The following is a 12,271-nucleotide window of genomic DNA, read 5'->3' as shown; positions in this document are numbered from 1 at the left end:
GGTTTTGATTTTTAATAGCACAATTCTGATTTTGAGTAGTGCAATGAAATCTTCTTTGGCGCTGATTATGGCTTTACCAAATGAGTCGAAAGGTTTATTTGAGCAAGCACAGATTGATGTGCATTACAGTGGCATTGGCAAGGTTAATGCGGCATTTAAAGCCTTTGAAGTGATTCAGGCGACAGGCTGCAAAACTTTATTAAACCTTGGTAGTGCAGGCAGTTCGCACTTTGACCGTCATGCATTGGTTGAAGTAACCAGCTTTGTACAGCGCGATATGGATGTTTCACCGCTCGGTTTTGCCGTGGGGGTAACGCCTATGGATCATGACCATCCTGCGGCGATTGATCTAGAACCTTATTTTGCCCATTTGCCGAAGGGTGTGTGTGGAACAGGGGATAGCTTTGAGACAGGTCAACCGAAAGTCCCATGTCATTTGGTTGATATGGAAGGCTATGCCATGGCCAAAGTGTGTAAAAAACTGGGGGTACGTTTAATTTCAGTCAAATATATTACTGATGGTGCAGACGATAGTGCGCATCTTGATTGGGAAGATAATTTAATGCTCGGGGCGAAAAAGTTATTGTCGTTATATCAGTCTATTTCGGCTTAATTGGCTCGGCGACCATAGGCGTCTATGGTCGTATGCCAAAATCAATATAGGGCTTAGTTGTGTTGCTCACGCGGTAGAATGCCGTATAGCATCATATGGACGGTATGTTGAATCACACGTTGTTGCATACTGCGGTTGCGCAAGGTTTTACCTGTTACCATTTCCATTTGAGTCGCAAAGTCGGCGTAGTTTTGCGTCACAGCCCAGATATTGAGAATGAGCAATTCAGGATCGATATCTGCTGAAATTTTACCTTGTTCTTGCCACATGCTAATGACTTTGGCTTTACGCTTGACCAGTTTCTTAAGCGGTCCTTTGAGAATTTCTAAGATATGCGGTGCACCTTGGATAATTTCTAAGGCAAACAAACGTGATGCTTTGGGCTGAGTGCGCGACAGCTCAATTTTTTGCATTAAGTAATTGGTAATGGCTTCTGTCGGCTCAAGCTCTGATTCGAGCATTTGCAGAGGTGCTAACCATTTTTGTAAAACGGTGGTTAGCACTTCAACATACAGTGCTTCTTTATTTTCATAGTAGTAAAAAATGTTCGACTTATGCATTTCTGCAAGTTGAGCAATTTCATCTAAACTAGCCCCGTTAAATCCATATAAGGAAAAAACATCAAGTGCGGCATTCAGCAATTGATGGCGCTTTTGAGTACTCTTTTTTTGTTCCATTCGTAGCTTTAAAAAATTCAGGGAAGCTCAAATTGTACGGCAAATCATCAGATTTGTGCATCAACAAATCAGGTAATTTGATGAAATCCTGTATTTTACGGATAAAAAACAGTGCGCGATTTCACATTCATTCCATTAAAAAAATCAAAAGGATAGCGGAGCGGGAAAATGCATCAATTTGGGTCATTTTTTATTTCAAATATTACAGTTTGATGACAGTGCTGCGAATGCGATTGATCCCTTTTCACTTAGCATTTTTGCGCCAAGCTTGGGTTTAAGCTTAGCGCAAAAATATCATTTAAGTGGAGAGAACGGCATTCAAGACTTGCTGTTCAAGTTCAGCGAAATGCAGATTTTTTTCACGCGGGCGTGGTAGGCCTACCTGAAACTGACGGGCAATATGGCCTTTGTCGAGTAGAATAATGCGGTCGGCCAGTTGTACTGCCTCACTGACATCATGGGTCACTAAAACGGCGGTAAAGCCTTGTTCTCGCCATAGCTTTTCAATCAGATTCTGCATTTCTAATCGAGTTAAGGCATCGAGAGCACCAAGCGGTTCATCTAATAACAACACGCGGGGTTGATGAGACAATGCACGTGCGAGTGCGGTGCGTTGGCGCTGTCCGCCTGAAAGTTGCGTAGGCCAAAGAGGCGCTTTTTCTTTTAAACCGACTTTTTCTAATAATGCAGTGGCATGTGCATGCGCGTCTTTGTTGAGTCCAAGCTGTACATTCTGTTCAATACTGCGCCAAGGCAGCAGACGTGGATCTTGAAACATAACCCGAATATCGTCACTGGTAATGCCTTCACGCAAATGGCGAGCGGACTTGAATTTAATTTCACCGTAGCTTGGTTGTTCTAAGTCAGCAATCAGTCTTAATAAGGTACTTTTGCCACAACCACTACGCCCGACAATGGCAAGAAATTCTCCAGGTTGAATATGGAGATCTAAATCTTCAAGAACTTTGACATCACCATAAAACTTATAGAGTTGTTCAATCAGAATTTCTGCACCAATTACGGCTTTCGGTTGGATATCTGCCTGTGGTGATTGTGGGTGTTGAATCTGTTCAGCAACATGCTGGCCAATACTGAGATCTGTCATGTTCGGCTCCTTATTTTTGATAGCCCGGGTGCCAGCGCAATAAATATTTTTCTAAGCTGACCGCTAGCACATCTGCCAGTTTACCTAATAGGGCATAGAGTAAGATGCCAACCAGTACCACATCGGTCTGTAAAAATTCACGTGCATTCATGGTCATATAGCCAATGCCCGCTTGGGCAGAAATGGTTTCCGCAACAATGAGTAAGACCCAAACCAAGCCAAGGGCAAAACGTAAGCCGACCAAAATGGAGGGCATCGCCCCAGGTAAAATAATATTTTTATACAGTTCCCATCGGCTGAGACCGTAGCTTTTGCCCATTTCAATCAGTTGAGGATCGACCGAACGAATGCCGTGGTAGGTATTGATATAAATTGGGAAAAATACCCCAACTGCCACCAAAAACAGTTTTGCAGTTTCATCTATGCCAAACCAGAGAATCACCAACGGAATCAAGGCGAGGGCAGGAATATTGCGGATCATCTGCAAGGTGGTGTCGAGTAGGGTCGAGGCCGTTTTAGACGAGCCATTGAGTAATCCTAACAGCAACCCGAAGCCACCACCGATAGCCAGTCCTAATAAGGCACGTCCTGCGCTGACTTTGACATGATGCCAAAGTTCACCACTGATGAGTAAATGCCAGAAGGCACTAATGACCGCAGTCGGTGCAGGTAAAATGCGACTCTGTAGCAAACCTGTACTAGATGCAATTTGCCAGATCAGAATCAGTAAAAAAGGGAACAACCAAGGCAGCAAACGCTGCCCAAAGTTTGTTCCACGTGAAACTTTCCGTTTTGGGAAAGTTTCAGCCGCAGTACTTTTGGACATTAGGCAGGCTCCTTAATTGGACGCGAAACCGAGGTCTGATTTGGCACATAATTGTTGGCCACAATTTCTCCGAAGGGGCCAGTCAAGTTTGGTTGCGTCAATTTTTTTCGTGTTTCTAAAGGCAATAAAGGGAACACCAGTTCGGCAAAGCGAATCGATTCTTCCAAGTGCGGATAGCCAGAAAAAATAAAGGTGCTGATGCCCAAATCGGCATATTCCTGAATTCGATCCGCCACAGTCTGCGGGTCACCTACCAAAGCTGTACCCGCTCCGCCACGTACCAGTCCAACCCCTGCCCATAAGTTTGGTGACACTTCAAGTTTGCTGCGATCACCATTATGCAGTTCAGCCATACGACGCTGTCCCACAGAGTCCATTTGCTTGAATTTTTGTTGTGCCGCAGCAATGGTCGCATCATCGACATACTGAATCAGCTCATCGGCCGCTTTCCAGGCTTCTTCGTTGGTTTCACGCACAATGACGTGCAGACGAATACCGTAGTTAAGTTGGCGTCCTTTTGCTGCGGCTTTCGCGCGGACATTTTCAAGTTTTTCTTTGACTGCTGCGGGTGGTTCACCCCAAGTTAAATAGGTATCAACCTGTTCGGTTGCTAGTTCAACCGCTGCTTCTGAAGAACCACCAAACCATAAAGGTGGGTAGGGCTGTTGCACTGGCGGGTAAAGTAGTTTGGCATCATCAACTTTTAAGTGTTCTCCATGAAAACTGAAAGATTCGCCTGTGTGTGAACGGGTCAGAATCTCACGCCAGATTTTGGTGTATTCACTGGCAGTTTCATAACGGGTGGCATGGTCTTCATAAATGCCATCACCTTTAAGCTCTTGTTCGTCACCACCCGTCACCAGATTTAACAAGACACGTCCATTGGATAAACGGTCAAACGTGGCAGCCATACGCGCAGCTAATGCAGGTGTAGTCACTCCTGGGCGTAATGCCACGAGAAACTTCAGATTTTTGGTTGCATCAATCAAACTGGCAGCCGTAATCCATGGATCTTCACATGAACGTCCCGTTGGGATCAGCACACCTTCATAGCCTAAATTGTCCACTGCAACTGCAATTTGCTTCATATAAGCATGATCGACTTGGCGCGCACCTTTGCTGGTTCCTAAATAACGACTGTCACCATGGGTGGGAATAAACCAGAAAATTTTCATTATCAATATCCTTACAATTTCTACAGATTAGTGAGTTTTCGGTGCTGCCCAAATGGTGGTTTGAACTTGAATGCTTTTCGGAATCAATTGAACCTGTTGGAACAGATCTGCGATTTGTTGCTGCGCTTGTACCACTTCAGGGGTTAAGGTATGAATCGGCGATGGTTTCAGGCGTTTATCAATCACGCGTTGGGCAATCGAAGTCTGTAAACCCGTACTTTGGGTATAGACGGTTAAGGCTTGCGGCTGATTTTTTAATACCCATTGATCGGCCTGATTCAAGCCATGTAAAAACTGTGAAGTCGCTTGAGGATGTGCTGCGATGAATTTTGGGTTCCCAATATAGAAAGAGTAGGTTTTGGGGAAGGCAGTCCCATCAATCAGCACTTTGGCATGTGTATCTTGCTCCGCCGCACTGAGGTAGGGTTCCCAAATGGCCCAAGCATCAATCGACTGTTTGTCAAAAGCGGCGCGTGCATCGGCAGGGGGTAACCAAATCGGTTGAATGTCCTGCCAACTTAAGCCAGCTTTTTGCAAAATTTTGGCGAGTAACTCATGCGCACTTGAACCTTTCTGTACCGCAATGCGTTTGCCTTTTAGCTCTTGAATGGACTGAATGCCGCTACTTTTGGGAATCAGTAATGCCTGAGAGTTGGCAGGCACTAGCTCATAACCGACATAACTTAAGTCTTTACCTGCTGCTTGAGCAAAAATGGGAGGAGTATTGCCGACGGCACCAAAATCAACAGCACCTACCGCTAGAGCTTCTAACATTTGTGGACCCGCAGGGAACTCTTTCCATTCAATTTTGGCGTGAGGAAATTCCTGTTCAAACAACTTTTGCTGACGTGCCACCAACAAATTTAGGGAAGATTTTTGGTAGCCAATAGAAAGCGTATCTACCGATTCAGCTTTATTTGGGGTGGCAGCTTGGGTCTGACTCGATTCAGATTTTTGGCAAGCACTCAGCGCAAGGCTCAGTGCAGTAATGCCAACGAAAGTTATTGTTTTAAGGGCGTTCATTTTTGCTGTTCCTCATGATTATGGTGTCGCTTTTAACAGCGCAGTTTGAATGTCAATTTTGTTCGGAATCAGCTTTTGTTGATAAAAAGCATCTGCGACAAATTGCTGTTGTTTGGCCACTTGTTCAGAAATGGGTTGAACTCCAAATCCCATGCGAGAAATCGAACGGTTTAAGACTTCAATAGGCAAGCCAGTCGGTTGTTGTAGCAACTGAGCAGCCTGTTGTTGATGCTGTGAGACCCACGTGGTGGTCTGATTTAATTCATTCACCACTGTTTTTAAAAGGTCAGGATGTTGTTGTGCAAATTTGCGATCTGCTAAGTAAAACTGATGGTTGTTGACTAGATTTTTACCCGTAGCGAGTACGCGTGCTCCTAACTGTTGCTCGGCTGCGGCAAAGAATGGGTCCCAAATGACCCATGCATCGACTGCACCGCGTTCAAAAGCGGCACGAGCATCCGCAGGTGGCAGGTATACCACTTCAATATCAGAGAGTTTGAGCTGATTGGCTTCAAGCACTTTTAACAATAAATAATGCACGTTGGAGCCTTTGTTCAGCACTACACGCTTACCTTTCAAATCTTGAATGCTTTTAAGGTTCGATGTTTTCGGCACAATCAGGGCTTCAGCTTGTGGTGCGGGTGGTTGATTGGCGAGGTAAACTAAATTCGAGTTGGCAGCTTGGGCAAAAATGGGCGGTGCTTCACCAGCTTCACCCAACACTACACTACCCACATTTAGCCCTTCCAGTAATTGTGGACCTGCTGGAAACTCAACCCATTTCACCTGTACGCCTTGTGCGGCCAAAGCTTGCTCTAAAGTGCCGCGGGCTTTCACAATCGGTAAGATGCCGTACTTTTGAAAACCAATATTTAAAGTGGTGGTCTCAACTTTTTTGGGGCTACAGCCCGCCATGAGCATGCTACCAGCCACAACAGTCAAAAGAATCCATGGACGTGTTGATGTAAAAGATGGCTTGCTCATGTTCGACGTGCTCCGTTGTAATTTAAGTTGCGATAAGCTTGAGCAGATACGCTATAGCGCTTTCTTTTGCGGAAAAAATAAAAAAACAAGGATTGGTCATGAAAAAAAAAGATAAATAAAAAAATGCAAAACTTAGCGTTAAAGTTGATTTATAAGAAAAATAGAATATCAATTTGTATTTATTTAATTTATTGAAAATATTAGATTTATTTTGTAATTAAGCTATCTGTATAAGTTTATGCCGTAGCGGAATATAGCATTCAGCCTGAATTAGTACGCTGGACGATATGCATTGCATAAATGCTGCTAAGGCGATGGCACATGAATAGGTGAATGCTCAGGCGGAAAGGTTAATCTCAGAATGACTTTACCTCGCCTTTTGAGAGCTGGATAAAGTCATTGTGATTCAGGTGAACGTTGTTGAAATGGGCAAAGCGGATTAAATCCGCTTTTTAAACACCAATGAATTGCGCTGATAGTTGTACAACGCCTGACGTGCATTGGGTAAATCATCGACATTGGCAGTTTCAAAGCCATGCTCTAAAAACCAGTGCGCTGTTCGTGTGGTCAGGACGAACAACTGTTGTATGCCCATACTGCGGGCTTTGCCTTCCAAATAGTGCAGAATTTGGCTACCACGATTTGATTTTCGGTAGCTTGGATGCACGGCCACACAGGCAATTTCAGCACTACGTAATTCATGTTCTTGCGCAGGGATTGGATACAGGGCTGCACAGGCTAGAATCATGCCATCACGTTCAATTACCGCAAATTGTTCGATTTCCGTTTCCAGTCGTTCGCGTGAACGGTAGACCAAGATGCCATCTTCTTCGAGTGGGCGTAGCAAATTGATCAGTCCACCGACATCTTGAATATTCGCCATACGCACATCTTCATAATGCGCATCTGTGACCATCGTGCCTGAACCATCACGGGTAAACAGTTCTTCGAGTAAAGCCCCATCATAGGTATAGGAAATCAGATGCACACGATGCACCCCTTTGAGTGAGGCGTTTTGTGCACTGCGGAGTTGCTGCGCCAGTTCGGGATTATGCTCTTGAGATTGCAAAATATACTGATCTAGGCGTTGCGGGGTAATTTCACGTTGTAACTGACCTTGTTCATTGAGTAGACCATGCTGTTTGCCTAGAAAAATCAATTTATCCGCTTTGAGGCTAATGGCAGTTTTGGTCGCCACTTCTTCGGCAGGTAAGTTAAAAACTTCACCCGTTGTGGAATATCCTACTGGACCGAGCATTACAATATTGTGTTGTTGCAGATGTTTTTGAATGGCATCGGTATCGACACTGCGGACTTCTCCTGTCAGTTGAAAATCAATACCATCCCGAATACCATACGGTTTAGCAGTAATAAAATTACCTGAAACGACATCAATGCGCGCGCCATACATCGGCGAATTGGCCAAACCCATAGACAACAACGCTTCAATTTGTAGGCGAACTGAACCCACGGCATTCATCACACAGCCCAGAGACTCTCGGGTGGTAATGCGACGGTGTTGATGAAATGGGGTACTGAGTCCAGTGCTTTTAAGATTCTGATTAATTTGCTGACGCGCGCCGTGTACCAAAATCAGCCGAATACCCAATGAGTTGAGCAAAGCAATATCGTGAATAATATGTTGGAAGTTTTCGTGTAGAACCGCTTCACCATCAAACATGATGACAAAGGTTTTGTTCCGGTGTGCATTGATGTAGGGTGCAGAATGTCGAAACCAGTGCACATATTGTAAGGTTGTGCTTTGTGAAACATCGTTCGAATTCGCTTGCATGCCTATCTCAAAAAAACTGATCAATAGTAGATTCTAATCAAAAAACTCACAGGCGAACAATCTTAGATAAAAAAACACCTTAACTTTCGTTAAGGTGCCGAGGGGGAAGGAATTTATCTGGAGGGCTGTAAGCATTAACTCAAAATATGAATAATGCGGTTGTTACGTTCGTTGACTAAGACATAATCACCATTAATTTTGTACCACTGTTGATTACGTGTAGGTTTGTGCAAGCGTTTTGCATCACGATAATCCACGGCATAACGTGAAGAATCATAACCACGAGGTAACGTTTGACCTACACGCCAATCGCGGCTTGGGTTAATACGTTGATAGCGCTGGTCTTTCCAACGGCCATCTTCTTTGTGCCAATCATGATCATGTTGTTCTGCATAGTGGCGCTTATCGTAACGATGTTCATAAGCGGGTGCTGCGATGGCTGACGCCGCAATTGCACTGCCTAAAGTAAAAACGAGAGCAGAAACGATTTTTTTCATGTTGAACCTCAATGTATCTTTATGTCTTTCGATAGGCTTAAGGTAACCAACAACAGCAGAGAAAAAATGAGAGCAGTATTGTGTAAATGTGAATTTGATGAAGAGAAAACGAAGATTGTAAACAGGGTCTCAGCGTTTAGGCCTAAGGCTTATGGGCAGTGAATCATAGCGCTTCAGGAAAATGTAGCCATAAAAAAGCCAGTCTAACTTGAGGTAAGACTGGCGAAAACAGAACGGTTAAAGTGGAAGACTTAATCATTCACAATACGTAAAATACCATTACTGCCTGAATCGATTAAAATGTAGTCATTGTTGATTTTGTACCATTGCTGATTACGTGCGGGTTTCGGTAAGTTATGTTCTTTGTAGCCGACTTTATAGCCGTTACCACGATAATGTTGTGGCATGACATAACCCGTTTGCCATTGATGCTGCTGTAGACGTTTTACCCCACGTTCTTCACGCATGCGACGTTTATCTTGCATGCGTTCATCATCTTGATCAAAATCACGAAAGTCGCGCCCTTTACCTTGATTGCCGCGTGGATGGTCATCCCCACGATGATCAAAGTGGGGGGCAGCAGAACTCAGGCTGCTTGCCATCAATGCACTGAAAGAAATGGTCAATATTGCCATCGTCTTTTTCATGTTGACCCCTCGTTATAGATGTATTCATTTCACAGTTCTTAATGTACGAAAAAAATGCAGAGAAACTGTGAAGGAATTAGATTAATTCTTTAAAAAAATAGATAAATTAAGAATATTATCCATGAAATCATCCATTTTGAAAATCTTTCTGTATGGGCAATTTTCTCCGTTCAGTCGATTTACGCGGCAAGAACCCAGCAAATTTTTAGTGGCAGACATTTCTATACAGGATCAGTGAATGGTCTAATTCCACTGTTTGGCCCAGTGTTGTAAATAGTCTATTGCTTCAATCACGCTAGGCGCTTGTTGTGCATCATCCAAGGCGTGTAGCAACGTTTCAGGCAGTTGTAGGGATTGGATTGAGCGAATCAATTCACCTTTGTGCTGTAAATCGGTCATGGAAATTGCCTCCTAAATTTGTTGCTGAGCATGTCGATAGAGTTTAGGAGAGATGTTTTTATTTATAAAACCGAATATTTTTATCAAATTAATAAGATAAAACGATTGCTGGGTTGTAAAAAAATCCTTTGTTAAAAACAAAGGATTTTTGGTTCAGCTTTAAACAGCAAAAAAATTAATCTTGGGCATCAATACTTTGCCCACTAAGATGCAGACTGTCATCGCCCATCAAATATAAGTAAGCAGGCATAATGGATTCTGGCGTGGCTAAGGTTTTTGGGTCTTCATCTGGATAGGCTTTGGCACGCATCGCGGTACGTGTTGCGCCAGGGTTAATACAATTAAAGCGGACATTCGGATGTTGATTTTCTTTGGCAAACAATTGACTCACCGCTTCAATCGCAACTTTAGAAACCGAATAAGCTCCCCATTTTTCCCGAACCTGACGTCCAACTCCAGAACTGGCAAAAACCACCGAGGCATTGTCTGACTTTTGCAGCAGAGGTAACAGTTCCTGTGTCAAAATGAAGGGAGCGCGAAGGTTGACGGCCATGACATCATCCCAAACATCAATCGGATAATGCTCAAGCTCGGTACGCTCACCTAAAATGCCTGCATTATGCAAAATGCCATCCAGACGACCAAACTGTTTTTCTAAAGTGTCGTACAACAATTCATAATCGCGTTGTGAAGCACTGGATAATTGCAGTGGCAAAATGGCAGGTTGTGGTGCACCCAAACTTTCGATTTCATCATAAATGACTTCCAGTTTGTTTAAGGTGCGACCATGCAAGACCACGGTTGCACCATGTAAGGCATAGCTGAGTGCTGCAGCACGACCAATGCCATCACCAGCCCCAGTAATTAAAATGATGCGATCTTTAAGTAGATCTGGGCGAGGTTGATATTCAGAATATTTCATGGTCACCTCCTTCTTATTTTTACTTCATCAAGTTTATGTATTTATAGCACTGTTGAGCGTGAGTTTTTGTTGAATCACGTGTTGTAATTCGGTCACGGTGTTCACAATACAATTGGCTTGCCATGCAGCAAGGTCATCTTTGTGCGCCAAGGGTAAGTAACCATACGCCGCCAAGATGGTGTACATCTGAGCATTGCGACCTGCATCGATATCCCGTGGATGATCACCCACATAAATACATTGTTCTGCTGGCAGTTGCAATTGTTGTGCTGCAAGATACATTGGTTCAGGATCAGGCTTGGTTTTACTGACATCTTCAGGGCAAACCAATACGGCACAACGTTCGGTCAGGTTCAGCGCAGCCAGTAAAGACTCACTGAGTCCGCGGGGTTTGTTGGTGACAATCCCCCATGGAATATTGTGTTGCTCTAATTCTGCCAAAAGCGGAGACATCCCCATAAATAGGTCGGTATCCACTGCAATCTCAGCGCCATATAAATCGAGAAAGCGTTGGCGATGCGTCAGAAAAAGGGGATCATCCACTTCAAGTTCTGGATAGACCAGTTTGACCATGGCGCGCGCGCCTTCAGACACTTGGGTTCGAATGAGCGCAGCATCGACCACTTCACGACCTGCATCACGACACATGCCTTGAATAATACGAATGAAGTCCGCAGCAGTATCAATTAAAGTACCATCGAGATCGAACAGAACGGCTTTCATTCTGCACCTGCTTTTACGGTGTAGACCATATAGTTCACATCGACATTCGGTGCCAACCAGTAGCGTTTCGTCAGCGGATTATAATGTAATCCTGTCATGTCTTTCAGGTTAAGTCCTGCTTGACGAATATCATGCGCCAATTCCGATGGCTTAATAAATTTATGATAATCATGCGTGCCTTTGGCTAACATTCTTAAAATATATTCTGCACCGATAATGGCAAATAAATAGGCCTTGGGATTGCGGTTAATGGTTGAGAAAAACACCTGTCCACCCGGCTTTACCAGCGTTTGGCAGGCTTGAATAATCGAGGCAGGGTCTGGCACGTGTTCCAGCATTTCCATACAGGTCACCACATCGTATTGACCTGCTTGCTCTTTGGCTAATTCTTCCACTGGAATTTGGCGATATTCGATATTTTGTACGCCTTCTTGTTCGGCATGAATCCGTGCAACATTCAGTGGTGCTACGCCCATATCAATGCCAAGTACATTTGCACCACGGCGTGCCATGCTTTCTGCCAAGATGCCACCACCACAGCCCACGTCGAGCACTTTTTTCCCAGCAAGACCATTGGCGCGTTCATCAATCCAATTGAGGCGTAGCGGGTTAATTTGATGGAGCGGTCGGAATTCAGAATGCTGATCCCACCATATAGCAGCGAAGGCTTCAAATTTGGCAATTTCTTGCGGATCAACATTTAATTGCGACATCTGCGCCACCTCAATCAAGTTGTTTTGGTATAAAGATCAATAGGGCTAGTGTAGCGTTAATTCTAAAAAAAGCGATAAAAGCAGTAAAAAAGTTCACAGAAGGAAAACGAAATCGACTAAATTGTTTTATAGTTTTCGCATAAGCTCATCATAATGATTTAGAGGACAACAAACG

The 12,271-nt window shown here is 44.0% G+C and carries 14 protein-coding genes; 1 reads left to right on the top strand and 13 read right to left on the bottom strand.

What is annotated here, in order from left to right; genetic code table 11:
- Positions 1-43: 43 nt before the first annotated feature.
- Entirely contained in the window at positions 44-613 is a 570-nt protein-coding gene (locus tag M5E07_RS16005; RefSeq protein ID WP_252220761.1) for a phosphorylase family protein, read from the top strand.
- Between the two features lie 53 nt (positions 614-666).
- On the opposite strand, the gene M5E07_RS16000 is transcribed toward M5E07_RS16005, so the two are convergent.
- The 13 genes from M5E07_RS16000 to ubiG form a co-directional block, all read right to left on the bottom strand.
- The gene (locus M5E07_RS16000; RefSeq protein WP_116763198.1) at positions 667-1,290 is read right to left on the bottom strand and encodes a TetR/AcrR family transcriptional regulator; all 624 of its coding nucleotides are present in this window, start codon (positions 1,288-1,290) and stop codon (positions 667-669) included.
- Between the two features lie 298 nt (positions 1,291-1,588).
- Positions 1,589-2,395, bottom strand: a complete 807-nt coding sequence (locus M5E07_RS15995; protein ID WP_252220759.1) for an ABC transporter ATP-binding protein — start codon at positions 2,393-2,395, stop codon at positions 1,589-1,591.
- Between the two features lie 10 nt (positions 2,396-2,405).
- Positions 2,406-3,221 carry an aliphatic sulfonate ABC transporter permease SsuC gene (ssuC, locus tag M5E07_RS15990; protein ID WP_252220757.1) on the bottom strand — a complete coding sequence of 272 codons (816 nt, stop codon included), beginning with the start codon at positions 3,219-3,221 and terminating at the stop codon, positions 2,406-2,408.
- Positions 3,221-4,396: an FMNH2-dependent alkanesulfonate monooxygenase gene (ssuD, locus tag M5E07_RS15985; protein WP_252220755.1), complete on the bottom strand. Its 1,176-nt coding sequence runs from the start codon at positions 4,394-4,396 to the stop codon at positions 3,221-3,223. The genes ssuC and ssuD overlap by 1 nt, the downstream gene beginning before the upstream one ends.
- A gap of 27 nt (positions 4,397-4,423) precedes the next feature.
- Positions 4,424-5,419, bottom strand: coding sequence for an aliphatic sulfonate ABC transporter substrate-binding protein (locus M5E07_RS15980; RefSeq protein ID WP_252220752.1), 996 nt, complete (start codon positions 5,417-5,419; stop codon positions 4,424-4,426).
- A gap of 18 nt (positions 5,420-5,437) precedes the next feature.
- A complete protein-coding gene (locus M5E07_RS15975; protein ID WP_252220750.1) occupies positions 5,438-6,403 on the bottom strand; it encodes a sulfonate ABC transporter substrate-binding protein in 966 nt (321 codons plus the stop codon).
- A 439-nt stretch (positions 6,404-6,842) separates the two neighbouring features.
- Positions 6,843-8,195 carry an amino-acid N-acetyltransferase gene (argA, locus tag M5E07_RS15970; RefSeq protein ID WP_252220748.1) on the bottom strand — a complete coding sequence of 451 codons (1,353 nt, stop codon included), beginning with the start codon at positions 8,193-8,195 and terminating at the stop codon, positions 6,843-6,845.
- 134 nt (positions 8,196-8,329) lie between these two features.
- Positions 8,330-8,692 (bottom strand): RcnB family protein, encoded by a 363-nt coding sequence (locus tag M5E07_RS15965; RefSeq protein WP_116763184.1) that lies wholly within the window; start codon positions 8,690-8,692, stop codon positions 8,330-8,332.
- A gap of 251 nt (positions 8,693-8,943) precedes the next feature.
- Positions 8,944-9,339, bottom strand: coding sequence for an RcnB family protein (locus M5E07_RS15960; RefSeq protein WP_116763183.1), 396 nt, complete (start codon positions 9,337-9,339; stop codon positions 8,944-8,946).
- A 243-nt stretch (positions 9,340-9,582) separates the two neighbouring features.
- Positions 9,583-9,738: a hypothetical protein gene (locus tag M5E07_RS15955; protein ID WP_252220746.1), complete on the bottom strand. Its 156-nt coding sequence runs from the start codon at positions 9,736-9,738 to the stop codon at positions 9,583-9,585.
- A gap of 175 nt (positions 9,739-9,913) precedes the next feature.
- On the bottom strand, positions 9,914-10,660 hold the full coding sequence (locus M5E07_RS15950; RefSeq protein ID WP_252220744.1) for a YciK family oxidoreductase: 747 nt from the start codon (positions 10,658-10,660) through the stop codon (positions 9,914-9,916).
- Positions 10,661-10,693: 33 nt separating this feature from the next.
- Positions 10,694-11,383, bottom strand: a complete 690-nt coding sequence (locus M5E07_RS15945) for an HAD family hydrolase (protein WP_116763179.1) — start codon at positions 11,381-11,383, stop codon at positions 10,694-10,696.
- Positions 11,380-12,096, bottom strand: a complete 717-nt coding sequence (ubiG, locus tag M5E07_RS15940; protein WP_116763177.1) for a bifunctional 2-polyprenyl-6-hydroxyphenol methylase/3-demethylubiquinol 3-O-methyltransferase UbiG — start codon at positions 12,094-12,096, stop codon at positions 11,380-11,382. Before ubiG ends, M5E07_RS15945 begins: the two co-directional genes overlap by 4 nt.
- Positions 12,097-12,271: the final 175 nt, after the last annotated feature.

Origin of the sequence: Acinetobacter tibetensis, assembly GCF_023824315.1 — a bacterium.
Lineage (GTDB): Bacteria > Pseudomonadota > Gammaproteobacteria > Pseudomonadales > Moraxellaceae > Acinetobacter > Acinetobacter tibetensis.
Note: the sequence above shows the minus strand (reverse complement) of the source record. Positions and strands in the feature narration are given on the sequence as shown.

Bases quoted from the DNA above. Each gene is read 5' to 3' on its own strand.
- M5E07_RS16005 (WP_252220761.1), top strand. From the start codon at position 44: ATGAAATCTTCTTTGGCGCTGATTATGGCTTTACCAAATGAGTCGAAA.
- M5E07_RS16000 (WP_116763198.1), bottom strand. From the start codon at position 1,290: ATGGAACAAAAAAAGAGTACTCAAAAGCGCCATCAATTGCTGAATGCC.
- M5E07_RS15995 (WP_252220759.1), bottom strand. From the start codon at position 2,395: ATGACAGATCTCAGTATTGGCCAGCATGTTGCTGAACAGATTCAACAC.
- ssuC (WP_252220757.1), bottom strand. From the start codon at position 3,221: ATGTCCAAAAGTACTGCGGCTGAAACTTTCCCAAAACGGAAAGTTTCA.
- ssuD (WP_252220755.1), bottom strand. From the start codon at position 4,396: ATGAAAATTTTCTGGTTTATTCCCACCCATGGTGACAGTCGTTATTTA.
- M5E07_RS15980 (WP_252220752.1), bottom strand. From the start codon at position 5,419: ATGAACGCCCTTAAAACAATAACTTTCGTTGGCATTACTGCACTGAGC.
- M5E07_RS15975 (WP_252220750.1), bottom strand. From the start codon at position 6,403: ATGAGCAAGCCATCTTTTACATCAACACGTCCATGGATTCTTTTGACT.
- argA (WP_252220748.1), bottom strand. From the start codon at position 8,195: ATGCAAGCGAATTCGAACGATGTTTCACAAAGCACAACCTTACAATAT.
- M5E07_RS15965 (WP_116763184.1), bottom strand. From the start codon at position 8,692: ATGAAAAAAATCGTTTCTGCTCTCGTTTTTACTTTAGGCAGTGCAATT.
- M5E07_RS15960 (WP_116763183.1), bottom strand. From the start codon at position 9,339: ATGAAAAAGACGATGGCAATATTGACCATTTCTTTCAGTGCATTGATG.
- M5E07_RS15955 (WP_252220746.1), bottom strand. From the start codon at position 9,738: ATGACCGATTTACAGCACAAAGGTGAATTGATTCGCTCAATCCAATCC.
- M5E07_RS15950 (WP_252220744.1), bottom strand. From the start codon at position 10,660: ATGAAATATTCTGAATATCAACCTCGCCCAGATCTACTTAAAGATCGC.
- M5E07_RS15945 (WP_116763179.1), bottom strand. From the start codon at position 11,383: ATGAAAGCCGTTCTGTTCGATCTCGATGGTACTTTAATTGATACTGCT.
- ubiG (WP_116763177.1), bottom strand. From the start codon at position 12,096: ATGTCGCAATTAAATGTTGATCCGCAAGAAATTGCCAAATTTGAAGCC.